Genomic DNA, 24,504 nt, shown 5'->3' with positions numbered 1-24,504 from the left:
CATCGGGGTGGACGTCATTTATCTTTAAGCACAATCAGCGGCTCAATATCGCTCTCTTTCTTCACCACCAGCGAGTCATCCCCGCGCAGGCAGGTTCCGCCGTAGTTCCCCCCAACGGTAAAGGTACAAACCTGAATGTACTTCCCGTCAACCTTCGGCAGGCACCACAGCTGCTGGTAGATGTTTTTGCGATCGACAAACTTGCCGCTGGATTTATCCAGCAGTTCGTCCTGGGCGCTAATCAGATCGATATTGCTGCCGCAGCGTCCGGCAATCGGCTTGACGGCGTATCCGGTCTGCTTCAGCAGATCGTTAACCTCAAAATCGGTGTCGAGCAGGTAGCGGTGGTTCGGGAACAGCTGCCACAGCACCGGCAGGATCGCCTTATTGCCGGGGATCACCGTCCACAGCGGCTCGAAGACCAGCACCTCCGGGCGCAGCAGGACGTCAATCAGGCGCACCTCGCCCTCGGGATGCCCGGTGCGGATCGGCACGGCGGCGTACTCGGTTTCGCTGACCTCGCGGATCTGCTCGATCGCCGTTTCCCATGCCCAGGTTTTCCACACGCAGTTGACGGGGCGGCCTTCATCGTCGATGAGTTGCCCGGCGGCATCCCAGCTTAGCACCTCCAGTCCGTGCAGAATTTTGGTGTCAAACCCGGCCTGCATCAGCGAACGCTGTATAAAGAGCGCGTGGTAGTCCTCTTCTACGTCGTTATCCTGCATGATGTGAACGAACGGCCGCGCGTGGCTGTGCTTCCATGCGCCGGTCAGCTCTTCCAGCAGCCCTTCCGCCGGGTTGTGGCCCGCGCCGCGATAGCCGTTTTTCACCCACTCTTCAAGGATTAGCCCGCCCTCGGTGTGGCAGGACGCGGAGTCGGCGTTGTACTCGTACACCTTGATGCCGCGCTCGTCCATGCAGAAGTCCATACGACCGGTGATCATATGGTGACGACGCCACTGCCACGAGAGGCGCAGGCGCGGCCAGAGGATTTTCGGGATGTCGAAGAGCGCCAGCAGGCTGTCGTCTTTCAGCACCTTGTCGGTCGCGTGCAGGTACATCAGGTGCAGCTCATTCGTCGCTTTGATCAGCTCCTGCTCGGCGCTTTCGGTGATGGTGAAATACTGGCAGGGATCTTTATTGATCGCGTGGCCGTTCGCCCGAACGTACGCCTGCTGCAGGGCGTCATCTTCATTAAGCCATTTGCCGTCGAACTGACGCGTGTTTTTCAGCCGCGCGCCGCTGATTTTCAGCAGTTCGCCGTCGATTTCCGGCTGGGGAATGCTGTGTTCCGCGTCGTCGGTCTGGATCATCCAGCCGAGGATCTCCGTGTCGTTGAAGGTGTCATGGATCGTATAACACCCGTTCTCCACGCTCAGACGCAGCTCGCGCGTCCACTGCTGCCCGAGCGGCAGCGGGGAGTGAATCACGTTCTGCTCCGCAATTCGCACCTTATCGTCCAGCAGCTGGGTGATCACCGCCACGTGGCCGGTCTCATGAAACTCGCCGCCCTTTTGCCAGATCAGCAGCGCCCCGGCGCGCGGCGCGCGTTTCGAACCGTTGGCGAAGGCCTGCAGCGGCAGGATGTTGTCGTTCACCACCTCGCGCAAAAAGCGCAGGGAGAAGATCTCCCACGCCATGCCGACGTCGGTAAAGACAAAGCCGTAGTTGAGGAACAGGAAACGGCGGGCGAACTCAACGCACTGCCACTTGTGGCCCATGTATTCGTTGCCGATATAGCTGCGGAAATCCGCATCTTCCGGGTAGCTGCGCGGGTCCAGACTGCCGTAATTTGAAGAGTAAATCGCCACGCCACCCGGCGCATAGCCTAACAACGTCCCGAATGGCGCATCACTGCTTAACTTTCCTTTACGCATGTATCCAACCTAAAACAGGCAGGCGGCAATTTTTTAGGGGTTGTCGTCGTCTGCACGTTGTAATTAACCTGACAGAGGTGGATTTATCATACACCTGCGTGGCAAATTATTCGTCGCAACAATAACTAAAATTCACAACATCAGGAGTCAACATGAGCGTACAGGCGCAAGCGCTGGAATGGGGCCACGGCCCGCGTTCCTTTGAAGTGTTTCTGGAACCAACCTGCCCCTTCTCGGTGAAGGCGTTTAATAAGCTGAATGCGTTTCTGGAACAGGTTGGGGAAGACAGGGTCACGGTCAAAATCCGCCTGCAATCTCAGCCGTGGCACCTGTTTTCCGGAGTGATTGTACGCTGCATTCTGGCGGCATCCACGCTGCCGGACGGCAAAGACGCCGCGCGTAAAGTGATGCAGGCGGTGGCCGACCATCGCGAAGAATTTGAATTTACCGACCACTGCAGCGGCCCGAATATGCAGGCCACGCCGGACGAGATTATCGCCCGAATCGAGGGCTACAGCGGGGTGCAGGTTGCAGGCGCGTTTGCCCGGCCGGAACTGCAAAATGAGATCAAATGGCACTGCAAATACGCCCGCCAGAACGGCATTCACGTCTCGCCGACGTTTATGGTTAACGGCCTGGTGCAGGCGGATTTAGGCAGCGGCGATGACGTAGAGGTGTGGGCGAAGCGGGTATTGGGATAGCGTTGTGCCGTCGGTCATGCCGGGTGGCGGCTTCGCCTTACCCGGCCTACGAAACACAAAACCCTGTAGGTCGGGTAAGCGCAGCGCCACCCTACACGTTTAAGGCTCAAATCTTAAACAACCAGCACGCCGCGAAATGCCCTGGCGCAATCTCCCGCATGGCAGGCTCCTGCGTCTGGCAAACCGGCATGGCGTGAGGGCAGCGGCTGCAGAACTTACAGCCCGGCAGCGCGGACGTGGGGCCTGGGATATCGCCGCGCAGGGTGGCATCTTCGAGATTGCGGATGCGCGGATCGGGACGGGGAACCGCCGCCAGCAGCGCGCGGGTATAAGGGTGCGCCGGATGCTGATACAGTGCATTCGCCGGGGCCACCTCCACTAGCTTACCGAGATACATCACCCCAATGCGGCTGGAGATATGGCGCACCATGGACAGATCGTGGGCGATGAACAGGTAGGTTAGCCCCAGCTCCTGCTGCAGATCCTGCAGGATATTCACCACCTGCGCCTGCACCGAGACGTCCAGCGCCGAGAGAGGCTCATCGCACAGCACAAACTCCGGGCGCACGGACAGCGCCCGCGCGATGCTAATACGCTGACGCTGCCCGCCGCTGAACTCGTGCGGGAAGCGTTCAAGGTGTTCCTGCTTAAGCCCGACTTTGTAGAGCAGGGTTTCAGTACGTTCCCGCTGCTCTTCGCGGCTGTAGCCGTGGATCTGCATCGGTTCGGCCACCAGCTGCCGCACGGTCATACCGGGGTTGAGCGAGGAGTAAGGATCCTGAAAAATCGCCTGCATCCGCTTGCGCAGCGGCTTAAGCTCTCTTTCGCGGGCGTGGGCGATTGCCTGTCCGGCAAAGTGGATCTCGCCAGAGGTAATATCGAAAAGGCGCAGAATGGCACGCCCGAGTGTCGATTTTCCGCAGCCGGACTCCCCCACCAGGCCAAACGTCTCGCCGGGCTGGATATCAAAGCTCACGCCGTCAACCGCCTTCACGGCCACGCCTTTGCGCAGCAGGCCTGCGTTCAGCTGATAGTGTTTGCGCAGATCGCGAACGCTCACTAATGGCGCCTGTTGTTCACTCATGCCTGAACCTCCTTATCGGCCCATAGCCAGCAGGCGGCGCGATGGCTCTCTCCGGTAGCGTAAAGCGCGGGCTGTCGTTCACACTGGGGCATGCGTTTCGGGCAGCGTTCCGCGAACGGACAGCCCGGCGGCGGGTTAAGCAGGCCGGGCGGCGAACCTTCAATGGGCGATAAACGCTGATTCACCTCATCCGGACGCGGCAGCGAGGCCAGCAGCCCCTGGGTGTAAGGATGCGCAGGGCGGTAAAAAATGTCCTCCACGCTCCCCTCCTCCATCACCAGCCCGCCGTACATCACCACCACGCGGCTGCAGACCTGCGCCACCACGCCGAGATCGTGAGTGATCAGCAAAATCGCGGTCCGCGTCTGCTGCTGCAGGCTTTTCAGCAGGCGCAGGATCTGCGCCTGAATGGTCACGTCCAGCGCGGTGGTTGGTTCGTCGGCAATAAGAAGCTTCGGGTTGCAGGAGAGCGCAATCGCGATCATCACCCGCTGGCGCATCCCGCCGCTGAACTCGTGGGGATACTGGTCGTATCGGCGTTCCGCCTCGGCAATGCCCACCTGTTCCAGCATGGCGATCGCCGCCGCTTTGGCCGCTTTTTTGGTCAGCCCTTTGTTGCGCATCAGGATCTCAGCCATCTGCTTGCCGATGGTCAGCACCGGGTTCAGGGCGGTCATCGGATCCTGAAAAATCATCGCGATCTCGTTGCCGCGAATGGCGCGCATCTGCGCGGGCGTTTTCTGCGCCAGGTCCTCGTTCTGGAAGCGGATGCTGCCGCCGGTTATCCGCCCGTTGCTCCCCAGAAGCTGGATAATCGACTTGCAGGTGACGCTTTTCCCGCAGCCCGACTCGCCGACGATGCCGACGAGTTCGCCCGGCTGAACCTGAAAGCTCACGCCACGCACCGCGTGAACCTCGCCCTCGCGGGTGCGGAACGTGGTTTGCAGGTTCTCAAGCGCTAATAAGTTACTCATCGCGATTCGCTCCTGGCTCAAAGGCGGTACGGAATACATCGCCCAGCACGTTAAAGCTGAACACCGTCAGCAGGATCAGAATGCCGGGGAACATCGCCAGCCACGACGCTTCGCCAATATAAGACTGCGCGTTGTTAAGCATGCTTCCCCACGACGCCGCAGGCGCCTGCACGCCCAGCCCTAAGAAGCTGAGCGTTGACTCCATCAGGATGGCCGAGGCGATATTGAGCGTGGCCGCCACGATGATGGTCGGCAGCACGCCGGGAATGATGTGGCGCACGATAATGCGCAGCGGATGTTCCCCCGACGCGCGGGCATAAAGCACGTACTCGCGCTCTTTCACCGACAGCGTTTCAGCACGCACCAGACGCGACATGTTCATCCACGTCAGCAGGCTGATAATCAGAATAATGTTATCCACGCCCGGCTTGAGGTAAGCATTCACCACCAGCAGCAGGAAGAAGGCCGGAATGGCCATCAGGATATCCACGGCGCGCATCATCAGGTTATCCAGCCAGCCGCCAAAATAGCCGCTCACCGTTCCAACCACCGTGCCGATAAGCGTGGAAAAGAGCATCGCCAGAAAACCGACCATCAGGGAGATCTGGCCGCCATACAGCGCGCGGGTGAAGTAGTCGCGCCCGTACTCGTCGGTGCCGAACCAGTGCGCGGCATCCGGCGGTAGCGTGCGCGCGCCGAGCGCCATTCGATCCGGATCGTACGGGCTTAAGCCCGCACAGAGCGCGGCGACAACGAAAATAAAAAGCACAAACAGGGAGAACTGCGCCGGACGGTTGCGGCGCAGCTGGTGACGAACCTGCTGCCAGCGTCTGCTCATCCGGGCTACCTCAGCGTACGAATGCGGGGATCGGCGAAGCGATAAAGCACGTCGGCGATCAGGTTACCGACGATCAGCATCATCGACGAGAGCATGATGATCGCCATGATCAGCGGGTAGTCCAGCGAGGCGATAGACTGGATCCCGAGCAGCCCCATCCCCGGCCAGGAGAAGACGCTTTCCGTCACATAGGCCCCCACAATCAGCTCACCGAACGACAGGCCGAACAGGGTAATCACCGGCAGCAAGACGTTTTTCAGCACGTGGCGGAACAGAATGCTGGAACGCGTGGCGCCGTAGGCAAGCTGGGTCTGCACGTAGTCGGCCGAGAGCTGCGAGATGGTGTTGGAGCGGATGTAGCGCACGTAGCTGGAGAGGTTGTAGAACGTGAGGGCAATACACGGCAGCACGCCGTGACGCAGCAGATCCAGCCCGTTATCCTCCATGCCGATGGTGCGCATCCCCATGCTGGGGAACCAGTTCAGCTGCACGGCAAACACGGTGATGAGCAAAATGCCGAACCAGAAAATCGGCACCGAGATGCCGATATAGGCGAACAGGTTCAGCAGGTGATCCAGCCAGCGGTGCTTAAATGCCCCCGCCAGCAGGCCCAGCGGGATCGCCAGCACGATCGCCATCAGCAGCGACGCGCCCATCAGCCCCAGCGTGGCCGGAATGCGTTCGCCGATCATCTCCAGCACCGGGCGGTGGTAAATCAGCGAATAGCCGAGATCGCCCTGCAGGACGTTTTTAAGCCACAGGACGTACTGCGTGACCAGCGGCTTATCCAGCCCCAGGCTCTGGCGAATACGTTCGATATCTTCCGGGGCCATGCGCGGCGTAATGTACGCCGCCACCGGATCGCCGGGCGCGAGCTTGACCAGCAAAAACGCCACCAGTGAAATAAAGAACAGCATCGGCAGCAGCTGCAGCAGCCGACGCGTGAGGAGTGTGTTCACGACGTGCCCTTACCAAAGCCCCGACCTGACGGCCGGGGCAATCACTTATTTCTGATAGATTTTTGACAGATCCTGGAACAGATAGACCGGTTTCGGCTCTGCTTCCCGGGTGCCGCCGAAGCGCTTGTCCACCGCGACGGTCGCGTTGGTGTAGGCAATCGGGTAGTAGGTCATGTCGTTCGCCACGGTCTGCTGAATGTGCTTGTAGATATCGGCACGTTTCGCAGCGTCGGTTTCCACCGCGCCTTTATCCCACAGGGCATCAAACTGCGGATTTTTGTAGTGCGCGTAGTTATAGGCTTCGTTGCTCATGAACAGCGATTTATAACCGTCCGGCTCTGAGCCCATGATGTAGCCGCCCAGGTTCAGCTCCCATGCGGTGTTGTTCATATCGAGGCTGCGCTGAGACATGGCGTTGGAATCCAGCGGCATCAGCTCCACGTTCACCCCAATGCCCTTCAGCGCCTGCTGAATGTAGAGCGCCATGCTCTCCTGGGTTTTGTTGGTGTTCACATACGCCAGGCGCAGCTTGAGGTTGTCCGGCGCGCCGGACGTCTTCAGCAGCTCTTTGGCTTTTTGCAGATCGAATTTGTACTGCTCAACGTCATCCGTCTTGTAAAGGGTATCTGGCGTCAGGAACGAGGTCGCCGGTTTAGCGTAGTCCAGCGAGGTAAACGCGGTCTGGGTCAGCTCGTCCTTGTTGATGGCATAGGCGATGGCCTGGCGCAGCGCTTTGCTCTTCATTACCGGCACGTTCTGGTTGAAGGTCATATAGGCCAGACGCCCTTCCGGATAGACCACGAAGTCAAACTTACCGGTATTTTTCAGGCGGTTCACATCCTGCGGATCCACCATCTTGAGGTTGATTTCACCGTTTTGCAGCGCAAGGTTGGCGGCGTTGCTGTCTTTGGCGAAACGGTAGGTGACCGAATCAAGCTTCGCTTTGCCGTTCCAGTAATCGTCAAAACGGGTCAGGGCGTAATATTGCCCGGCGCGATACTCTTTAAATTTGAACGGCCCGGAGCCGACCGGCGCATCGTTTTTGGTGCTCTTTTCCAGGTCGCCTTCACCGGCGAACACGTGCTGCGGGATCGGGTAAATCTGTACCAGGGTGCCGGTAAAGGCCGCGCTGACCTGCGGTAAGGTGAACTTAACGGTGCGCTCATCCACCTTGCTCACCTGTACCGGCTTGTCGCCGTAGGTGAACATGCTGCGGAAGAAGCTGTGCTGTTTGGCATCCAGCAGCTTATTGAAGGTGAAGACCACGTCGTCCGCCGTCAGCGGCTGGCCGTCCTGCCATTTGAGGTTGGGTTTTAACGTCAGGGTATAGCTCAGGTTGTCGGCGGAGGGCGTCAGGCTTTCCGCCAGGCCCCACTCGATGTTGCCGTTATTAAAGCTGTACAGCGGGGCATAGAGCGCCTGCATGATCGTTAACGTCGTACGGTCACTGGCATAGAGCGGATTCACGGCTAAGGGGTCGCCGGAGGTAATCCCGATAATCAGCGAACCGCCCTCTTTTGGCGCGTCGCTTTTTGCCGCTGGCGCATTGTTTGTTTCTTTATTTTTAGCATCATCACAGCCGGCCAGACCTAAGGCGAGCGATACTACCACTGCCGATAACAGAAGCTTACGCATCTCACTAACTCCTTGCCTGATAAAGTATTTACTACTGCGTCTTTTATTTATGTTGAAGCATCATATTCAGCTTTGGGGATTTACGCATTAACAATGAAAATGCGATTTTCGATTAAGCTTATACCGCTTTTGATATATATAAGCGCCAGAAGGAATAGCGGTTAATTAATTGCGCTCAGTTGGTTAAACCCTTCACAAATCTCCTGCTACACTGCCTCAACACATCACTCAAAAGGCAGACCAACATGTCAGACAACACGTATCAGCCACCGAAAGTGTGGGAATGGAATAAGAACAGCGGCGGCGCGTTCGCCAACATCAACCGTCCGATCTCCGGCGCGACGCATGAGAAAGACCTGCCCGTCGGTTCACACCCGCTGCAGCTCTACTCTCTGGGCACCCCGAACGGCCAGAAGGTCACCATCCTGCTCGAAGAGCTGCTGGCGCTGGGCGTAACAGGGGCGGAATACGACGCATGGTTAATTCGCATCGGTGAAGGCGATCAGTTCTCCAGCGGTTTTGTCGACGTGAACCCGAACTCGAAAATACCGGCGCTTCGCGATCACTCCACGACCCCGCCAACCCGCGTATTTGAATCCGGCAGCATCCTGCTCTATCTGGCGGAAAAATTTGGTCACTTCCTGCCAAAAGATCCGGCGGGACGTACCGAGACGCTGAACTGGCTGTTCTGGCTTCAGGGCGCGGCCCCGTTCCTCGGCGGCGGTTTCGGCCACTTCTACAACTATGCTCCGGTGAAGATTGAATACGCTATCGACCGCTTCACCATGGAAGCCAAGCGCCTGTTCGACGTGCTGGATAAACAGCTGGCGCGCGGCCGCTACGTGGCGGGTGAAGAGTACAGCATCGCCGATATGGCCATCTGGCCGTGGTTTGGCTGCGTGGCGCTGGGCAGCGTGTACAACGCCGCCGAGTTCCTGGACGCAGAGAAGTACACTAACGTGCAGCGCTGGGCCAAAGATATCGCGAACCGTCCAGCCGTGAAGCGCGGGCGTATCGTAAACCGCACCAACGGCGAGCTGAACGAGCAGCTGCACGAACGCCATGCGGCGAGCGATTTTGAGACCAATACGGAAGATAAGCGTCAGGGCTGATGCCCTCACCCTAACCCTCTCCCACAGGGAGAGGGAATGAAGGTTGGCCGGGTAAGCGCAGCGCCACCCGGCGGATTTACGCGCCGAACCCTGCATTGAGCAATATTGTTTTTGCCCTTTCCGATAATAAATAATCCGCGAGCGCTTTTCCCCTTGCCGTTATTACCGCGCAGGCATACTCCGCTCGCGGGTTAATTGCCGCGGGGATGTCGATAACCGTCAGTCCGGCAATGTTTCGTAGTTTTGCAGCGTAGCTCGCATAGCCGATAAACACGTCCGCCTGACCGCCGAGAATGATCCACTCCGCCGCCAGTTTACCTGCCGGAATGGGCGCAGAATCTCGTCCGCCCACCAGCGCCGTCGCCCGAGCACGCACCGCTTCGCCAGCCTCACCCATGCGGGTAAACAGCTCCTGCGTGTAATCCCCGGAGGGATCGGCGCCCGCCGTGGAAGTGGCGATACGTAAATCATCGCGAATCAGCAGAGACTGCCAGTCATCCCCCGCTTGCAGCACGTCGCTGCGTACGGTCAGGCAGAGCGTGTTGCTGGCAAACGGCATCACGGACAGCGCCCGCCTGGAGGCCAATAGCGCCTGCGGATGGGCATGATTGGCCGAGGCAAACAGATCGCATTTTTCGCCCGCCTCAATGCGTTCCCGCAGCAGCCCCGCCGGGCCGAAATGGGTTTCGACCGGTTCAGGAAAGTGCGCGAGTAAATTCTGCCACACGTTACGCAGGCTGCCCGCCGCCAGCACGCGCATCAGTCGATTCCCTGATAGTTCGTGCGGTAGAAGCGCTGATACCAGTCGTTCGCCACCTTACGCATATCGACGTCCTTAAACTTTTCGGGATAGAGCTTTTTCGCCATCCACAGCTCGCCAATGCCCATCGCTTCCGGCATTGGGTAGCCCCAGGCTTTGGCGTACTCCGGCATCAGGTACACGAGATGGTTTTTTACCGCGTCGATCGTCTGCCACTGCGCACCGGTTTGGATCTCGTTGACCACGGAGGGATATCTGTCCTGAACGAAGATCACCTGCGGGTTCCAGGCTATCACCTGCTCCATCGCCACGGTTTTGAAACCCTGTATGGTTTTCGCCGCGACGTTAACCGCCCCCGCATGCGCCATCATCAGGCCGGTGTATTTGCCTGAACCGTAGGTGGTGAGTTCCGGGTTTGCCATATAGGCGCGAATACGTTTTTCCGCCGGGATAGCGTTCAGGCGTTCTCTGACCATCTGGCGGCCTTTGTCGGTCGCGTCAATCAGCGCTTTCGCTTCCGGCTGTTTATTCACGATCTCGCCAATCAGGGCGATCCCTTCGCGCAGCCCCAGATCGTAAGCCTTTTCTTCATCCGCCATCGTTGGATTCAGCTTGGCTTTTTCACCCGGCGCGTCGTGGCGCAGGGAGATCGCAACGACGGGAATACCGAGGCTGCTTATCTTGTCGATCATCTCCTGCGGCGCGTAGTTAGTGACAAACACCACCTGCGGCTTCAATGCCACCAGCTTCTCGGGGTCGACGTGGGTAAGATCGCCGAGCGCGGGTTTCTGATTCAGCTCGGGGGCTAAACGCCCGTAGCCTTCACCCAGCTGCTGCTTCCAGTTCGCCATCACTCCGACAATTTTGTCCGTGGCGTTCATCTGCACCAGCAGGTTCAGGGTCTGATGCTGGAGCACCACCACCCGGTCAACCTTGTCAGGAAGGGTGACGGTACGACCAATCTGGTCAGTTATCTGGCGCGATGCCTGAGATGATAACGGGAGAAAAATCAGTACGCTAAACGCGACTGCCTGCCAAAAGCGCTGTTTCATAATGTCCTCACATTTCGTTATGCAATGAATTATACAACGGTAGAGAGATTGAGTCGCGATGTGCTTTGTGGGTAGGAAGGACAAGCATTAATGGCCTGGCTGAAGTACGGGCGGGCAGACTGGTGAAGCAACCCACCGATCGTCACGCCCGGCGTTCTTTAGCTTTCCATTCTCCCGAAACGCCCCGGATGCTCCCCGGAGCTATTCATGAATGTGCTTAACGTATTTATCTTTTGGCTTAGCTCTACGTCACTCTTCGCGCCAAGCTTTTTCATAATTCTGCGCTTATGGCTGCTGACCGTTTTCTCACTGCGAAAAAGCAGCCTGGCTATCTCCACGCCCGAATATCCCTGCTTCAGGAACGTCATGATCCGATGTTCCGCCAGCGTCAGCCTGGTGGGGGATTCTTCAGATGCCTTCTGCTTAAAGCGTATAATAAGCGGGCTGAGGTAGCGTTTGCCGCGCATCGTGACATCCAGAATATCGCGGAGGTGAAACGTCATTTCGTCAACGCACAGTATTGAACAACAACACTCTTTCTCAAGGATATCCGTTAGCGCTTGTTGAAAAGCGTTAACTAAAATCAGGGTAGATCTTTTGTGCAGTAAAAAGAGGAGGGATTCAGGTATTTCCTTTATCGTTTCGTATTGCGTGCCATCCACAATCAGTAAATCAGCCTCGTCATATAGCCCTAACGGGGACAGTTGATAATTCCAGCCATGATGATGCCTGGCAAGAGTGTCCAGACAGCCGCGTATTCCCGAAAGATAAATATCGGCACAGGCAACATAACGAATCTGGCACATAAAAATGGCAGCCTTATTCATAGAGTGAAGTAAGTTGAGAAAGATGCGACATTAAATTTGTCCATCCCGCATGGCTACCAAGGTCCATACGAAGACGGGCATTACGCTTGAAGGTGAATACCGTTTTGTAACTGCACTTACGACGTTTAGCGATATCTCGCGTTTGCATTCCAGCCGCATAATCCAGGACGATACTCAGCTCGGCAGGAGAAAATTGCTCACCACGCGGTTGTGCCGCGTTGGGCGCCGTAATCTCTGTCATTAGCTGGCTTTCCAGCGCGTCTTCCCTGAGGCAACTATCGGCTCCCGCAGCTATAAACATCTTCGCTAACAGCGCCTCTTTCCCCGGAGTGTAAACCACGGAGGTCAACGGCATTTTTCGGGATGAATGGATTATGCGGATCAGTCCCGGCAGCATATTGCCAAGGCCGCCTGCCCCTGCTAATAAGATTATTTTTTCATCGGTTAGCGCATACAGCTGCTCGGAAAGATGTTCGATAGAGCTGCATGGAATAACCGTACAGTTACTCTGCTTTAAGAATGAACACACGCCAGTGCGTATCAATGCCCGAGGCTCAAAAAGGATCACCCGAACGCCTGAAGAAATGCCTTCCATTGCGAAATATCCTATAAAAACTCAGACGTACAGGATAATTCTCAGCAGGGTTTATTCAACGCAAACGGCGTCCAATATTGGATCCTTGCCTCCCTTAACGCCCTTATTAAAAATCCCTCTCTTTTAATAACGCCATATTTACAAGCCCCGATAAACTGGCAAGAATCATGCTTATTGTCATCAGACTGGACTGACGCATGAAGCAGACCCGACAGCAGAACGTGATTGAACTGCTGAGCAGCTGTGACTGGCTAACAACCGACGTGCTGGCAGAAACGCTCGCCGTCAGCAAAGAGACGATCCGCCGCGATCTGAACGCCCTTCAGCAGCAGGGAAAGATCCTGCGCCAGCACGGGCGCGCGCGCCTGATCCACCCGGACAGCCGGGACAGCGGCGAGCCATTCCGTGCGCGCTTAAAGAGCCACTCGGCGGACAAAGCGGATATCGCCCGCCACGCCCTGGACTGGATCAGCGAAGGGATGACGATTGCCCTCGACGCCAGCTCCACCTGCTTTCACCTGGCGCGCCAGCTGCCGGATATTGAACTCACCGTCTTTACCAACAGCCTGCCCATCTGCCATGAAATGGCGAAGCGCGAGCGCATTACGTTAATCTGCTCGGGCGGCACGCTGGAACGTAAATACCGCTGCTACGTCAATCCTGCGCTGGTTACGCAGGTGAAATCGCTGGAGATCGACCTGTTTATCTTCTCCTGCGAGGGCGTTGATGAGCAGGGCATAATGTGGGACCCGGTCGAGCACAACGCCGGGTACAAAGCGCAGCTGCTACACCGCGCCAGCCAGTCGCTGCTGCTGATTGATAAAAGTAAATTCCAGCGTTCAAGTGAGGTGAAGATCGGCCAGCTTTCACAGGTGACGCAGGTTATCACTGACGCACAGCTTTCCAGGCGGTAGCCCGCAGCCAGACGATCAAGGCCGCGCGCGGCGGCCTTTGATGAAGAAGGGATCAGGCGGTGAGGCGGAACTTTTGTACCGAGCGCTGGAGTTCTTCAGTCTGACGTTCAAGGGCGGAGGCCGCCGCAGAGACTTGCTCCACCAGCGAGGCGTTCTGCTGGGTCACGCCGTCCATCTGGGTAATGGCAATGCCCACCTGTGAAATGCCCTTGCTCTGCTCCTCGGAGGCGGACGCGATTTGCTTCATGATGGTCGTCACTTCGGTCACGTCCCGCAGAATGGCTTCCATGGTGGTTCCCGTGTCGCTTACCAGCTGCGCGCCCTGCTCGACGCGGGATACGGAGTCCGCGATCAGCCCTTCAATCTCTTTTGCCGCGTTGGCGCTGCGGCTTGCGAGATTACGCACCTCGCCGGCAACCACGGCAAAGCCACGGCCCTGCTCGCCCGCGCGCGCCGCTTCAACCGCCGCGTTGAGCGCCAGGATATTGGTCTGGAAGGCGATGCTGTTAATCACGGTGGTGATCTCGGCAATCTTCTTCGAGCTGTCAGAAATCCCGCTCATGGTCGTGACGACATCCTCCACCAGCGAACCGCCGCGGCTGGCCGTGGTGGAAGCAATATCCGCCAGCTCGCTGGCCTGTCGGGCGCTTTCTGCGTTCAGTTTCACCGTCGCCGTGAGCTGTTCCATGCTGGCCGCCGTTTCTTCCAGCGCGGCGGCCTGCTCCTCGGTACGGGAAGAGAGATCGTTGTTGCCGCTGGAGATTTCCGTCGCGCCGCGCCAGATATTTTCGCTGCCGGAGCGGATGGTGCTGACCGCTTCGCGCAGGCTGTCCTGCATGGCGCTCAGGAGGGGAACCAACTGCCCCACGCAGTTGCGGCCAAAGGGCTCAATCGGCTGACTGAGATCGCCCTGCGCAATCTGGCGGAACTGCAGGCGGATGCGGTCCAGCGGTTTCACCAGCATTGCCACCAGGTAGCGGTCGGTGAAAAGGAGGATCAGCAGGCCAATGAGGGTGGCGACGATGATCACCGTGCGGGTCATGCTGGTCAGGCCGTCGACCACCACGCGGGTGCTGTCGAGCGCCCGGGCGGCGGCGTTGTTAAAGTCCTCCGCCGCTGCACCGAACGCGCGGCTGAGCGGCGGCGTAACGTTATTGGCCTGCTGGCGATACCCCTCCAGCGATTCCAGCTTTGCCTGCTGCATTTGCGGGGCGACGCCCCGATCGAGCAGCGCCTGCCAGGTGCCAATCACCTGAGCGGAAACCTGCTCATCCATCGGCCCGGGAGAGATGGCCTTCATCTCGGCCAGTTTTTTACTCATGTTGTCCAGCGCCTGCTGGGCAGACGCGAGATCCGGCGTGCCGCCAGCCGCTTTAACGTCCATGGCGCGGCTCAGGCGAGTGACAAAGCGGAAGTATTGATCGTTACCCTGGCTGAGTACCGTCATCTGTTTTACCAGCTGGCGATCGACCTCATTCCCATCAGAGACGCGGGACAGCGACCAGGTGCTGTACAGACCAACCCCCGCCCACATTAAACAAAAGATCCCCAGTATCGCCAGCATGACGAAGCGGATCGTGAAATTGCGAAGCATCTGCATAGAGTTTTCCTTGCCGTGAGGGTGAATTCGCCCAGGGGCGAGTACTACTCTCGTTATCGGCAGGGAAGGCGGAAATTATATCCTTTTGTGATTATTTTTGATTAGCGTGGCTTCATAGGTCGCACAGCGCTGGTAAATACTTATCCTCGATGCGTCGGATGAAGCAGTAAGGTGCGTCATCGCTTATGGCTAAAATTTGTGATTTGATAGGCATAGAATGAAAACGCTGTTTCGAAATTCATCGATAAGAAAGGAGACATCATGTCCTGGCACCCTTACTCCGGCCGCTATGAAAGTATGCAGTACCGCTACTGCGGGAAAAGTGGCCTGCGCCTGCCGGCGCTGTCGCTGGGCCTGTGGCACAGCTTCGGCCACGTTCAGCCCCTCGAGTCCCAGCGCGCGCTGCTGCGAAAAGCCTTCGATCTCGGCATTACCCATTTCGATCTTGCCAACAACTACGGTCCACCGCCGGGCAGCGCGGAGGAGAATTTTGGACGCCTGCTGCGGGAAGATTTTGCCGCGTATCGCGACGAGCTGGTTATCTCCACCAAAGCGGGCTACGACATGTGGCCGGGGCCTTATGGTTCGGGCGGTTCGCGTAAATACCTGCTCGCCAGCCTCGACCAGAGCCTGAAGCGCATGGGCGTGGAGTATGTGGATATTTTCTATTCCCATCGCGTTGACGAAAATACGCCGATGGAGGAGACGGCCGCCGCGCTGGCGCATGCCGTGCAGAGCGGCAAGGCGCTGTATGTGGGCATTTCCTCCTACTCAACCGAGCGCACACAAAAAATGACTGAGCTGCTGCGCGAGTGGAAAATCCCCTTGCTGATCCACCAGCCGTCGTACAACCTGCTTAACCGCTGGGTGGATAAGACCGGCCTGCTGGACGCCCTGGCAGAGAACGGGACGGGCTGTATTGCCTTCACCCCGCTGGCGCAGGGCCTGCTGACGGGGAAATACCTCGACGGTATTCCTGAAGGTTCACGCATGCAGCGCGAAGGGAAGAAGGTGCGCGGCCTGACGGAAAAAATGCTGACCGAGGCCAACCTGAGCAGCCTGCGTCTGCTGAACGAGATGGCGCACGCGCGCGGGCAAAGCATGGCGCAGATGGCGCTGAGCTGGCTGCTGAAGGACGAGCGCGTGACGTCAGTGCTGATTGGCGCGAGCCGTCCGGAACAGCTCGAGGAGAACGTTCAGGCTCTGGATAACCTGCGTTTTACCGAGGACGAACTCAAGCGGATTGACCAGCATGTTGCGGATGGGGAGTTGAATCTGTGGCAGGCGTCGTCGGATAAATAGCACGCTCGGCTACCCTCTCCCCTCACCCTGCCCTCTCCCCAGAGGGGAGAGGGCAGGATGAGGGGTAAGGTCTACTTTATTTCTTACTGATCTTATCCAGATACCCCATAACGAACGCCGAAAGCACGAACGTCAGGTGGATAATCACGTACCACATCAGCTTGTTGTCCGGGACGTTCTTGGCATCCATAAACACGCGTAGCAGGTGGATGGAGGAGATCGCCACAATTGAGGCCGCGACCTTGTTTTTCAGCGACGTAGCGTCCATTTTGCCCAGCCAGCTGAGCTTCTCTTTATGCGAAGAGATATCAAGCTGGGAGACAAAGTTCTCATAGCCAGAGAACATCACCATCACCAGCAATCCCCCCACCAGCGTCATATCCACCAGCGACAGCAGGACCAAAATCAGATCCGCTTCGGCAATAGAAAAGATGTTCGGCAAAACATGTAAGATTTCCTGGAAAAACTTAATCGTCAGCGCGACCAGTGCCAGGGAAAGTCCAAAGTAGACGGGAGCCAGTATCCAGCGGGAGGCATACATTGCGTTTTCAAAAAAGCGTTCCATAAAATCCTGTCTGCAAACGAAACCAGCCCGCAGTATATCCCAACGGTGCTCACTGTTTGCAACAACTAACCAACAGAACGCCTACACTTCTTGCGGATTTACCTCCGGGCGCGCATATTCCGGCCACACCAGCACCACCAGCTCCGGATAAGCCTCCAGGCTGAACTCACGAAAGCACTGACGCAGGTTTAATACGTCTAAATCAGAGTAGGAAACCTTCTCACCATTAAGGCAGCGCTTTTTGATATTGTCATAATATTTATAGACAGCCGAATTGAGGTCGCTGCAGCGGCGTTGCGCCTCAAACAATCCCGGCGTGTCATTAATTTCCGACATTTTCATCCGCTTAATTGTGGCGTGCAAAAAGTCGATATATTCATGGTTCACCCGCCAGTACCAAACCGGTGTGACCGAGTTCATCAATACGGAGAAATGGTCTTCACCTTCCTCTTTTGTCATCAGCTCAGGCTGCGGGGATTCACCGGTGTCCTGCGACGCTTTCGTTTTATTGAACTCTTGCATCAATAAAAGAACACCAGCGGTCAGTAATAGTAATGTAATGACCGTAAAAAAAATGCTGTTCATGGTTGGCTCCATTTTTTTTGATTTTAAAATTGCCTCATGATATTGTCAACGAATCTCACGCCTTTACCAACCCCACCCTGTTGAAATTAAAGGAAATTAAAAATGTTGCCCGACAACCTCGTCCCGGCTAAGTATCACATCACGCCTGTGGAGCATCCTTCGACGGAAGGAGAAAAAGAGGTTAATTTCACTCAGGGGAAAAGAAAGCTCTCTGATTTTGAGTCAGATATATTAATTGGTGTTTCCCGTTCGGGCAAATCCCGTAATATGTTGCTGGAAGAGCACGATCGCCATATAAAAGACCGTTTGTTTCGCGCGGTAAAAATTGAAGCCTTCGTACATCTGCTGGATGACCTGCAGGCAGAAGGTGAAATAGATGCCCAGACGCTAAGTCAAATAATGTCTGAAAAAACCAAAGAAATAAATGAAGCGGGCAATGAAATTTGGCTTAACTTAATTACTCGCGAAAAAAACAACCCCATTTTTTATGACCTCGGGGAAGATTAACGTGAAGGAAGTTAACGAAAACAATGTCTATTTAGCTTTAGATAACAAAAAAAGTGACGAGTTTATCTTAAAGCAAAATATCGAGGCGTTACGGAACGCGAAAAATACCGAGATGACGCGCATTACCCAGGACCTGGTATCGATCCCGGCCACGCTGGTCCGCCTGAAATGGCAGCATCGTCGCGAAATATATTCTTTGCAGGTTAAGGAAGAGATTTACGGCACGGTAATCAATACCATTATCGCGCAGCGGCCAGAGCTGAAAGAGAAGATCCTGGGGCGGCTGGAGGCCAACTATCAGTATCTGCTCGCCAGGGAAACCGCCACCCTGCGCCTGACGCGCAAACTGTCCGATGGCGATTATCGTACCTCGAACGTTACCAGTGTCGCGCTTGATGAAGACGTGCAGGCAGTTCATCCTGCTGCCCACGCGCCTGCCGACAGTAAAAGCTAATCAAACCGAAATACGGCTATCGCCTCTTTCAGCTGCCCCGTCTGCTGTTGCTGCTGCTCCGCAACCTGCAGCGTCTGCGCGACGTGCTGCACGTTCTCCTGCACGCTTGCATCAATACTGGCAATACTGCCATTCATCTGCGCAATACTTGCCCGCTGCTGTTCGCTCATATTCGACAGCTCATCCAGCAATGAACGTAGCCCGTCGATGCCTTCAATAATCGACTTCATGGTCAGGCCCGCCTGTTCAACCTGTTCAACGCCGTGCTGCGTGGTCGCCTCTGAGGTTGCCAGAAGCTGGCGAATATCCTTCGCCGCCCCCTCGCTGCGCTGCGCCAGCATTCGAACCTCTGAGGCCACTACCGCAAACCCTTTGCCATGCTCACCGGCTCGCGCGGCTTCGACGGACGCATTCAGCGAAAGAATATTCGTCTGAAACGCGATCCCATCGATCAGCTCCAGAATGGTAACGATGCGCCGTGACTCCTCGCGGATTTGCTCCATTGCGGCAATCGCCTGGGCGATATTGTTCCCGCCCTGCCCGGCGACTTCACTCGCGCTGAGCGCCATTTCGCTGACCTGCGTCGCCTTCTGGCTGGTTTCGGTGGCGACGGCGCTGAGCTGCGCCATCGCGCTCGCAGCGGTTGCCAGCGACGAGGCCTGGCGATCGGTTCGCTCCGAGAGTGCGCTATTCCGCTGGCGCAACGTCCGGGACGCCTCCAGCAGCTGGCCCACGCTGGTACTTACCTGCTCAAGCGTTGAGCGCATGGTGCCCAGCGTCAGGCTGAACGTGCGGGCAAAGGACGAATGTGTGGATTCGCCGTCGACAGCCAGCGTCAGATAGCCGGGCACGCGGTTAATCACCCCCGCCAGCCTGGACACTTCGCTCGCCGAACGCGCATCCTGCTCCATACGAACCGCCAGCAAAATAAGGATCGCGGTCTGTACCACCACAAACAGCCCATGAAAGACCACCATATGAAAGCCCGTGTGCATAAATACCACGACGCCATACAGATCGTTTTCCTGGAGATAGTTAAATATCAGGTGATGCAGCGCGATAACGGCAGCGCCCGCCAGCAAGGGTCGCCAGTCGCGCCAGGCCAGCAGGGCGGACAGCAGAACGAAAACAGAGAAATGGTATTCCGTTTCCCCCTCTCCGAGCTGGATCAGCAGCGCCGAAAAGGCCATCAGGACAAACGCAAAAACGAGGCGGAGCAACAGCGTACCGGGGAAGACGAGCGACGCTAAGGTCGCAAGACACGCCAGAACGGTGCCGATTGTCGCACCTTGCGTCAGGTTCTCATTCATGTAGCCCACGCCGAGCGAGACGGCCCACATGGCCCAGATCAGTCCCAGCATGAGCCGATCGGCGCGTCGTCGTATTGCAAAAAGAGAGATGAGGTCACTTTGAGGTGCGTGCGGGTGCAGCCATGTCATCATCGCCATAGGGAGTCTCTTGCTGTGCAGGTGAAATAAGCCCTTCAAAAGAAGGTATTTTTTTATTATCAGTTTTAAGCGTAGTGGGTATATTCCACGGCGCAATTGCAGCAAAAGGATATATTCTGGCGGGGAGTGATGAGGTGATTTTTAAGGATAAAAAAGCTGGCTTTCGCCAGCTTCTTTTTTATTTTGCGGTCGCTTTCTCTTCGCCGACCAGTCCAATCTTCAGGTAACCCGCCTGGTGCAGCGTGTCCATTACCTTCATCATGGTTTCATAATCGACGGTTTTGTCCGCGCGGAAGAAGACGGTGGTGTCTTTCTTGCCGCCGGTGAGCTGGTCCAGCGCCGGGATCACCGACGCATCCGTCACCGGGTCATTACCCAGGAACATGGATTTATCCGCTTTCACCGACAGGTAGATAGGCTTCTCCGGGCGCGGCTGAGGCTGGCTGGAGGAGGCCGGCAGATTCACCTTCACGTCAACCGTCGCCAGCGGCGCAGCCACCATGAAGATAATCAGCAGAACCAGCATGACGTCGATAAACGGCGTCACGTTGATTTCATGCATTTCGCCGTTATCGTCCAGATTTTCGTTAAGACGCATCGCCATACCATCAACCTACGCGCAGTTTAGACGCCGCGTGCACCGGTTTAACGGCGCTGGCGTTGAGGTCCAGGTCACGGCTTTGCAGCAGCAGAACCTGAGCGGCAACGTCGCCGAGGGTGGCCTTGTAGCTGCCGATCATGCGCGCGAAGATGTTATAGATAACCACGGCAGGGATAGCGGCAACCAGGCCGATAGCCGTTGCCAGCAGCGCTTCTGCGATACCCGGTGCAACCACCGCCAGGTTGGTGGTTTGGGTCTGCGCGATGCCGATAAAGCTGTTCATAATGCCCCAGACGGTACCGAACAGGCCAACGAACGGCGAGATCGCACCGATGGTCGCCAGGTAGCCATTGCCACGGCCCATATGACGGCCCACGGCGGCAACGCGGCGCTCCAGGCGGAAGCCGGTACGCTCTTTAATACCTTCGTTATCTTCACTGCCTTCGGAGAGTTCCAGCTCGTTCTGCGCTTCGTTCACTAATAAGGACGTCAGGCTTTTCGCGTGGAAGGAGGAGGTCATGTCAGAAGCCTGATCCAGAGAGCGGGCATCCGCCAGCTGCTGCTGCTCGCGCTTGAGGCGACGCTTCTGCGAAATAAGCTCAACGCTTTTGCTGAAGAAAATAGCCCAGGTGACAACGGACGCCAGAATCAGGCCGATCATCACAATCTTAACCACGATGTCAGCATGCTGATACATGCCCCAGACGGAGAGGTCCGTCTGCATCAAATTATTACCCACTCTGTATCTCCAGGACGCAAATCACAAAATCTGAGCGTAATAATATCAAAACGTCGTCGAATTGATAGTAGTTCTCATTAGTATTTACATACTGCCGTAATTTTCGCTCACTTTCCTTGCGCTTACGCAGTAAAAATTTCTTATGCGTATTTTTCATAATATTTTCTGCTTATTCGATAAGCATCCGGGTGCACATTTTTACAATCATGGTAGTCTGGACGTCCAGACGTATAAAAACAGGGTTGGCGAACATGACAAAGAAGCATCTTGATACCACGCTGGTACAGGCCGGACGCAGCAAGAAATATACGCAGGGTTCGGTCAACAGCGTGATTCAGCGCGCCTCATCGCTGGTATTTGATACCGTCGAGGAGAAAAAAATTGCCACGCGTAATCGCGCGAAAGGCGGGCTTTTTTACGGCCGTCGCGGCACGCTAACCCACTTTTCCCTTCAGGAAGCGATGTGCGAGCTGGAAGGCGGCGCGGGCTGTGCGCTGTTCCCCTGCGGCGCGGCGGCGGTTGCCAACACTATTCTGGCGTTTGTCGAACAGGGCGACCATATCCTGATGACCAATACCGCCTACGAGCCGAGCCAGGACTTCTGCACCAAAATCCTCAGCAAGCTCGGCGTCACCACCGGCTGGTTCGACCCGCTGATTGGGGAAGGCATCGCAGAACTTATTCAGCCGAACACGCGCATCGTGTTCCTGGAATCTCCAGGTTCAATCACCATGGAAGTCCACGACGTTCCCGCCATCGTGAAGGCGGTGCGCAGCAAAGCGCCAGAGGCGATTATCATGATCGACAATACCTGGGCGGCGGGCGTGCTGTTTAAGGCGCTGGAATTCGATATTGATATCTCCATTCAGGCGGCAACCAAATATTTGATTGGCCACTCCGACGGCATGATCGGCACGGCGGTGTCCAACGCGCGCTGCTGGGACCAGCTGCGCGAAAATGCCTATCTGATGGGTCAGATGGTGGATGCCGATACGGCCTACATGACCAGCCGCGGCATCCGCACGCTGGGGGTGCGCCTGCGCCAGCATCATGAGAGCAGCCTGAAGGTCGCCGAGTGGCTGGCCCAGCATCCTCAGGTTGAGCGCGTGAATCATCCGGCGCTGCCCGGCAGCAAAGGCCACGAATTCTGGCAACGCGACTTTACGGGCAGCAGCGGCCTGTTCTCGTTCGTTCTAAGAAAACGGCTGAGCAATGACGAGCTGGCAAGCTATCTGGATAATTTTACCCTCTTCAGCATGGCCTATTCGTGGGGCGGGTTTGAATCGCTGATCCTGCCAAACCAGCCTGAGCAGATCGCGGAACTGCGCCCCGGCGGCAGAGTGGATTTCAGCGGAACCCTGATCCGATTGCATATTGGTTTAGAAGATGTGGACGATTTAATTGCCGATTTAGCGGCGGGATTTGCGCGTATCGTGTAGAGTGCTGGCTGAAAATGCACTCCCTGGACGCTTTCGTGAACACCGCCACAAGAAAAGTCTGCATGACTTGCGCCCGCGATCAAACCTAACGCGCGAATTAGGGAGTACAATAGTGCTATAAATGCTGTTCCACAGGAAAGTCCATGGCTGTTATTCAAGATATTATTGCCGCGCTCTGGCAACACGATTTTGCCGCGCTGGCCGATCCTCACGTCGTAGGCATTGTCTACTTCGTGATGTTCGCTACCCTGTTTCTGGAAAATGGACTGCTGCCAGCCTCATTTTTACCCGGCGACAGCCTGCTTTTGCTTGCAGGGGCGCTGATCGGTAAAGGCGTTATGGACTTCACCCCGACGATGGTTATCCTGACGTCTGCCGCCAGCCTGGGCTGCTGGCTGAGCTATCTGCAGGGCCGCTGGCTGGGCAACACCCGCGTGGTGAAAGGCTGGCTGGCGCAGCTGCCGCATAAATACCATCAGCGCGCGACCTGCATGTTTGATCGTCACGGCCTTCTGGCGCTGCTGGCCGGGCGTTTCCTGGCATTCGTTCGCACGCTTCTGCCTACGATGGCGGGCATCTCCGGGCTGTCGAACCGCCGCTTCCAGTTCTTTAACTGGCTGAGCGCCCTGCTGTGGGTTGGCGTGGTGACCACGCTCGGCTATGCGCTGAACATGATCCCGTTTGTGAAACATCACGAAGATCAGGTGATGACCTTCCTGATGGTGCTGCCGATCTTTCTGCTGGTTGCCGGACTGGTGGGGACGATTGCGGTGGTGATTAAGAAGAAGTACTGCAGCGCGTGATCCCCTCACCCTGACCCTCTCCCCACAGGGGAGAGGGAAAAACGCCTAAGCTCCCTGCATGGTTCTGATGCGCGACGCATCTTCCCCCGGCGTAACGCCGAAGTAACGCTTAAACTCCCGACTGAACTGCGACGCACTTTCGTACCCAACCCGCATCGCCGCCGCGCTGGCCTTCATGCCGTCGTGGATCATCAGCATACGCGCCTTGTGCAGCCGGTAGGTTTTGAGGTACTGCAGCGGCGAGGTGCTGGTGACTGACTTAAAATTGTGATGGAACGCCGAGACGCTCATGTTCGCCTCCGCCGCCAGCTGGTCAACGCTGAGGTTTTCCGTGTACTGGCTCTCAATGCGCTTCAGCACGCGGCTGATCAGGCTGAAGTGCGTCTGACGACTCACCAGCGCCAGCAGCGCCCCGCCGCCCGGCCCCAGCAGCACGTGGTAAAGGATCTCGCGGACGATCTGTTTGCCGAGAATGCGAGCATCCAGCGGCCTCTCCATCACGTCCAGCAGACGTTCAATGGCGCAGAGGATCTCCTCCGACAGCGTCGCTGAGTTAATCCCGCTTGCCGCCATCGACGGCTGGAAAAGCTCGTCTTCGCCAATATCCATCAGCAGCTCCTGCAGCTGGAGGATATCGACGTTGACGCGAATACCGGCCAGCGGCACCGCCTCTGTCGCGAAGGTTTCACATTCGAAGGGTAAAGGTACGGTCAGAAGCAGATATTCATTGGTGTCGTAGCGGAACACGCGCTCGTTGATATAGCCAATTTTATGGCCGGAAAAGAGAAAAACGATGCCGGGCTGGTACATCACCGGGGTGCGTGCACCTGGCTGCGTACCGTAGAGCAGGCGGATATCGGGCAGCAGCTCGACAGAGAGATTATCCTTATCTATCAGCCTTTTAATCTGAGAGGTGAGCTGTAAACAGATTTCATCGCGGTGCATTTTTTCTGACTCCGGGTACGGTTTCCGACCCATACAGTGTGCGCATTTTCTCGTGGATTCTCCAGCGCCCTGTAGAAATGGGCAAGACATCGGCAGGAATGTGCATTGAGAGGATAGCGCCGCGCGGCCACAATGTGCAGCATCAGGTAGCCATCTGCGCCACCGCGGTTTTTCACCCACACAAGGGA

The 24,504-nt window shown here is 56.7% G+C and carries 25 protein-coding genes; 8 read left to right on the top strand and 17 right to left on the bottom strand.

All coding sequences use genetic code 11. From position 1 onward, the window contains the following. Window positions 1–14 precede the first annotated feature (14 nt). Window positions 15–1,877: a bifunctional glutathionylspermidine amidase/synthase gene (gene gss / locus E0L20_RS08250; RefSeq protein ID WP_131633540.1), complete on the bottom strand. Its 1,863-nt coding sequence runs from the start codon at window positions 1,875–1,877 to the stop codon at window positions 15–17. A gap of 152 nt (window positions 1,878–2,029) precedes the next feature. On the opposite strand from gss, the gene E0L20_RS08245 reads away from it, so the two are divergent. After that, window positions 2,030–2,578 (top strand): DsbA family protein, encoded by a 549-nt coding sequence (locus E0L20_RS08245; RefSeq protein ID WP_131633539.1) that lies wholly within the window; start codon window positions 2,030–2,032, stop codon window positions 2,576–2,578. A gap of 106 nt (window positions 2,579–2,684) precedes the next feature. Here the strand turns inward: E0L20_RS08245 and E0L20_RS08240 are convergent, their stop codons facing one another. The 5 genes from E0L20_RS08240 to E0L20_RS08220 are packed head-to-tail and all read right to left on the bottom strand — an operon-like array spanning window position 2,685 to window position 8,068. Continuing rightward, window positions 2,685–3,662 (bottom strand): ABC transporter ATP-binding protein, encoded by a 978-nt coding sequence (locus E0L20_RS08240; protein ID WP_131633538.1) that lies wholly within the window; start codon window positions 3,660–3,662, stop codon window positions 2,685–2,687. Beyond that, window positions 3,659–4,636 (bottom strand): ABC transporter ATP-binding protein, encoded by a 978-nt coding sequence (locus tag E0L20_RS08235; RefSeq protein WP_131633537.1) that lies wholly within the window; start codon window positions 4,634–4,636, stop codon window positions 3,659–3,661. The genes E0L20_RS08240 and E0L20_RS08235 overlap by 4 nt, the downstream gene beginning before the upstream one ends. After that, entirely contained in the window at window positions 4,629–5,474 is an 846-nt protein-coding gene (locus E0L20_RS08230) for an ABC transporter permease (protein WP_023294546.1), read from the bottom strand. Before E0L20_RS08230 ends, E0L20_RS08235 begins: the two co-directional genes overlap by 8 nt. 5 nt (window positions 5,475–5,479) lie before the next feature. Next, on the bottom strand, window positions 5,480–6,433 hold the full coding sequence (locus tag E0L20_RS08225) for an ABC transporter permease (RefSeq protein WP_010435561.1): 954 nt from the start codon (window positions 6,431–6,433) through the stop codon (window positions 5,480–5,482). Between the two features lie 45 nt (window positions 6,434–6,478). Then, a complete protein-coding gene (locus tag E0L20_RS08220; RefSeq protein WP_131633536.1) occupies window positions 6,479–8,068 on the bottom strand; it encodes an ABC transporter substrate-binding protein in 1,590 nt (529 codons plus the stop codon). A gap of 245 nt (window positions 8,069–8,313) precedes the next feature. Here E0L20_RS08220 and yghU point away from each other — a divergent pair, with 245 nt between their 5' ends. Further along, window positions 8,314–9,180 (top strand): glutathione-dependent disulfide-bond oxidoreductase, encoded by an 867-nt coding sequence (yghU, locus tag E0L20_RS08215; protein WP_131633535.1) that lies wholly within the window; start codon window positions 8,314–8,316, stop codon window positions 9,178–9,180. Between the two features lie 76 nt (window positions 9,181–9,256). Here the strand turns inward: yghU and E0L20_RS08210 are convergent, their stop codons facing one another. From E0L20_RS08210 to E0L20_RS08195, 4 genes are all read right to left on the bottom strand, one after another. After that, a complete protein-coding gene (locus E0L20_RS08210) occupies window positions 9,257–9,940 on the bottom strand; it encodes a molybdate ABC transporter substrate-binding protein (RefSeq protein ID WP_131633534.1) in 684 nt (227 codons plus the stop codon). After that, entirely contained in the window at window positions 9,940–10,992 is a 1,053-nt protein-coding gene (locus E0L20_RS08205; protein WP_131633533.1) for an ABC transporter substrate-binding protein, read from the bottom strand. Before E0L20_RS08205 ends, E0L20_RS08210 begins: the two co-directional genes overlap by 1 nt. A 158-nt stretch (window positions 10,993–11,150) precedes the next feature. Further along, window positions 11,151–11,798 carry a helix-turn-helix transcriptional regulator gene (locus E0L20_RS24200; protein WP_131633532.1) on the bottom strand — a complete coding sequence of 216 codons (648 nt, stop codon included), beginning with the start codon at window positions 11,796–11,798 and terminating at the stop codon, window positions 11,151–11,153. Between the two features lie 13 nt (window positions 11,799–11,811). Next, window positions 11,812–12,414, bottom strand: a complete 603-nt coding sequence (locus tag E0L20_RS08195; protein ID WP_131633531.1) for a helix-turn-helix transcriptional regulator — start codon at window positions 12,412–12,414, stop codon at window positions 11,812–11,814. Window positions 12,415–12,611: 197 nt separating this feature from the next. Here E0L20_RS08195 and fucR point away from each other — a divergent pair, with 197 nt between their 5' ends. Then, window positions 12,612–13,328, top strand: coding sequence for an L-fucose operon activator (fucR, locus tag E0L20_RS08190; RefSeq protein ID WP_131633530.1), 717 nt, complete (start codon window positions 12,612–12,614; stop codon window positions 13,326–13,328). 52 nt (window positions 13,329–13,380) lie between these two features. Here the strand turns inward: fucR and E0L20_RS08185 are convergent, their stop codons facing one another. Further along, the gene (locus E0L20_RS08185) at window positions 13,381–14,928 is read right to left on the bottom strand and encodes a methyl-accepting chemotaxis protein (protein ID WP_131633529.1); all 1,548 of its coding nucleotides are present in this window, start codon (window positions 14,926–14,928) and stop codon (window positions 13,381–13,383) included. Window positions 14,929–15,189: 261 nt separating this feature from the next. Here E0L20_RS08185 and E0L20_RS08180 point away from each other — a divergent pair, with 261 nt between their 5' ends. Then, on the top strand, window positions 15,190–16,230 hold the full coding sequence (locus tag E0L20_RS08180; protein WP_131633528.1) for an aldo/keto reductase: 1,041 nt from the start codon (window positions 15,190–15,192) through the stop codon (window positions 16,228–16,230). Between the two features lie 76 nt (window positions 16,231–16,306). Here the strand turns inward: E0L20_RS08180 and E0L20_RS08175 are convergent, their stop codons facing one another. Both E0L20_RS08175 and E0L20_RS08170 read right to left on the bottom strand, forming a co-directional pair. Beyond that, window positions 16,307–16,795, bottom strand: a complete 489-nt coding sequence (locus tag E0L20_RS08175; RefSeq protein ID WP_131633527.1) for a TIGR00645 family protein — start codon at window positions 16,793–16,795, stop codon at window positions 16,307–16,309. A gap of 81 nt (window positions 16,796–16,876) precedes the next feature. Beyond that, window positions 16,877–17,380 carry an ESA_00282 family adhesion-associated protein gene (locus E0L20_RS08170; RefSeq protein WP_326468356.1) on the bottom strand — a complete coding sequence of 168 codons (504 nt, stop codon included), beginning with the start codon at window positions 17,378–17,380 and terminating at the stop codon, window positions 16,877–16,879. Between the two features lie 102 nt (window positions 17,381–17,482). On the opposite strand from E0L20_RS08170, the gene E0L20_RS08165 reads away from it, so the two are divergent. Both E0L20_RS08165 and E0L20_RS08160 read left to right on the top strand, forming a co-directional pair. Continuing rightward, complete coding sequence (locus E0L20_RS08165) at window positions 17,483–17,887, top strand: hypothetical protein (RefSeq protein WP_131633525.1); 405 nt, start codon at window positions 17,483–17,485, stop codon at window positions 17,885–17,887. 1 nt (window position 17,888) lies between these two features. Next, entirely contained in the window at window positions 17,889–18,341 is a 453-nt protein-coding gene (locus E0L20_RS08160) for a cytoplasmic protein (RefSeq protein WP_131633524.1), read from the top strand. Here E0L20_RS08160 and E0L20_RS08155 read toward each other — a convergent pair. The 3 genes from E0L20_RS08155 to exbB form a co-directional block, all read right to left on the bottom strand. After that, window positions 18,338–19,789 (bottom strand): methyl-accepting chemotaxis protein, encoded by a 1,452-nt coding sequence (locus E0L20_RS08155; protein WP_131633523.1) that lies wholly within the window; start codon window positions 19,787–19,789, stop codon window positions 18,338–18,340. The two genes, E0L20_RS08160 and E0L20_RS08155, sit on opposite strands and share 4 nt — an antisense overlap. Window positions 19,790–19,967: 178 nt before the next feature. Then, window positions 19,968–20,393, bottom strand: coding sequence for a TonB system transport protein ExbD (exbD, locus tag E0L20_RS08150; RefSeq protein WP_047062705.1), 426 nt, complete (start codon window positions 20,391–20,393; stop codon window positions 19,968–19,970). 4 nt (window positions 20,394–20,397) lie between these two features. Beyond that, on the bottom strand, window positions 20,398–21,129 hold the full coding sequence (gene exbB / locus E0L20_RS08145; protein ID WP_131633522.1) for a tol-pal system-associated acyl-CoA thioesterase: 732 nt from the start codon (window positions 21,127–21,129) through the stop codon (window positions 20,398–20,400). Window positions 21,130–21,380: 251 nt separating this feature from the next. Here exbB and metC point away from each other — a divergent pair, with 251 nt between their 5' ends. Together metC and yghB are read left to right on the top strand one after the other, a co-directional pair. Then, on the top strand, window positions 21,381–22,568 hold the full coding sequence (metC, locus tag E0L20_RS08140) for a cystathionine beta-lyase (protein ID WP_131633521.1): 1,188 nt from the start codon (window positions 21,381–21,383) through the stop codon (window positions 22,566–22,568). A 143-nt stretch (window positions 22,569–22,711) separates the two neighbouring features. Further along, window positions 22,712–23,371 (top strand): DedA family general envelope maintenance protein YghB, encoded by a 660-nt coding sequence (gene yghB / locus E0L20_RS08135; RefSeq protein ID WP_080328201.1) that lies wholly within the window; start codon window positions 22,712–22,714, stop codon window positions 23,369–23,371. A gap of 45 nt (window positions 23,372–23,416) precedes the next feature. Here the strand turns inward: yghB and E0L20_RS08130 are convergent, their stop codons facing one another. Beyond that, a complete protein-coding gene (locus tag E0L20_RS08130; RefSeq protein ID WP_131633520.1) occupies window positions 23,417–24,316 on the bottom strand; it encodes an AraC family transcriptional regulator in 900 nt (299 codons plus the stop codon). Window positions 24,317–24,504: the final 188 nt, after the last annotated feature.

The organism is Enterobacter wuhouensis (assembly GCF_004331265.1).
Classification (GTDB): domain Bacteria; phylum Pseudomonadota; class Gammaproteobacteria; order Enterobacterales; family Enterobacteriaceae; genus Enterobacter; species Enterobacter wuhouensis.
Note: the sequence above shows the minus strand (reverse complement) of the source record. Positions and strands in the feature narration are given on the sequence as shown.

Coding starts and splice junctions, on each gene's coding strand:
- E0L20_RS08170 (WP_326468356.1), bottom strand. CDS start 17,380: ATGAACAGCATTTTTTTTACGGTCATTACATTACTATTACTGACCGCT.
- E0L20_RS08195 (WP_131633531.1), bottom strand. CDS start 12,414: ATGGAAGGCATTTCTTCAGGCGTTCGGGTGATCCTTTTTGAGCCTCGG.
- E0L20_RS08220 (WP_131633536.1), bottom strand. CDS start 8,068: ATGCGTAAGCTTCTGTTATCGGCAGTGGTAGTATCGCTCGCCTTAGGT.
- fucR (WP_131633530.1), top strand. CDS start 12,612: ATGAAGCAGACCCGACAGCAGAACGTGATTGAACTGCTGAGCAGCTGT.
- E0L20_RS08240 (WP_131633538.1), bottom strand. CDS start 3,662: ATGAGTGAACAACAGGCGCCATTAGTGAGCGTTCGCGATCTGCGCAAA.
- E0L20_RS08155 (WP_131633523.1), bottom strand. CDS start 19,789: ATGGCGATGATGACATGGCTGCACCCGCACGCACCTCAAAGTGACCTC.
- E0L20_RS08180 (WP_131633528.1), top strand. CDS start 15,190: ATGTCCTGGCACCCTTACTCCGGCCGCTATGAAAGTATGCAGTACCGC.
- E0L20_RS08130 (WP_131633520.1), bottom strand. CDS start 24,316: ATGCACCGCGATGAAATCTGTTTACAGCTCACCTCTCAGATTAAAAGG.
- E0L20_RS24200 (WP_131633532.1), bottom strand. CDS start 11,798: ATGTGCCAGATTCGTTATGTTGCCTGTGCCGATATTTATCTTTCGGGA.
- E0L20_RS08205 (WP_131633533.1), bottom strand. CDS start 10,992: ATGAAACAGCGCTTTTGGCAGGCAGTCGCGTTTAGCGTACTGATTTTT.
- yghB (WP_080328201.1), top strand. CDS start 22,712: ATGGCTGTTATTCAAGATATTATTGCCGCGCTCTGGCAACACGATTTT.
- E0L20_RS08210 (WP_131633534.1), bottom strand. CDS start 9,940: ATGCGCGTGCTGGCGGCGGGCAGCCTGCGTAACGTGTGGCAGAATTTA.
- E0L20_RS08175 (WP_131633527.1), bottom strand. CDS start 16,795: ATGGAACGCTTTTTTGAAAACGCAATGTATGCCTCCCGCTGGATACTG.
- exbD (WP_047062705.1), bottom strand. CDS start 20,393: ATGGCGATGCGTCTTAACGAAAATCTGGACGATAACGGCGAAATGCAT.
- metC (WP_131633521.1), top strand. CDS start 21,381: ATGACAAAGAAGCATCTTGATACCACGCTGGTACAGGCCGGACGCAGC.
- gss (WP_131633540.1), bottom strand. CDS start 1,877: ATGCGTAAAGGAAAGTTAAGCAGTGATGCGCCATTCGGGACGTTGTTA.
- E0L20_RS08185 (WP_131633529.1), bottom strand. CDS start 14,928: ATGCAGATGCTTCGCAATTTCACGATCCGCTTCGTCATGCTGGCGATA.
- E0L20_RS08245 (WP_131633539.1), top strand. CDS start 2,030: ATGAGCGTACAGGCGCAAGCGCTGGAATGGGGCCACGGCCCGCGTTCC.
- E0L20_RS08235 (WP_131633537.1), bottom strand. CDS start 4,636: ATGAGTAACTTATTAGCGCTTGAGAACCTGCAAACCACGTTCCGCACC.
- E0L20_RS08165 (WP_131633525.1), top strand. CDS start 17,483: ATGTTGCCCGACAACCTCGTCCCGGCTAAGTATCACATCACGCCTGTG.
- yghU (WP_131633535.1), top strand. CDS start 8,314: ATGTCAGACAACACGTATCAGCCACCGAAAGTGTGGGAATGGAATAAG.
- E0L20_RS08230 (WP_023294546.1), bottom strand. CDS start 5,474: ATGAGCAGACGCTGGCAGCAGGTTCGTCACCAGCTGCGCCGCAACCGT.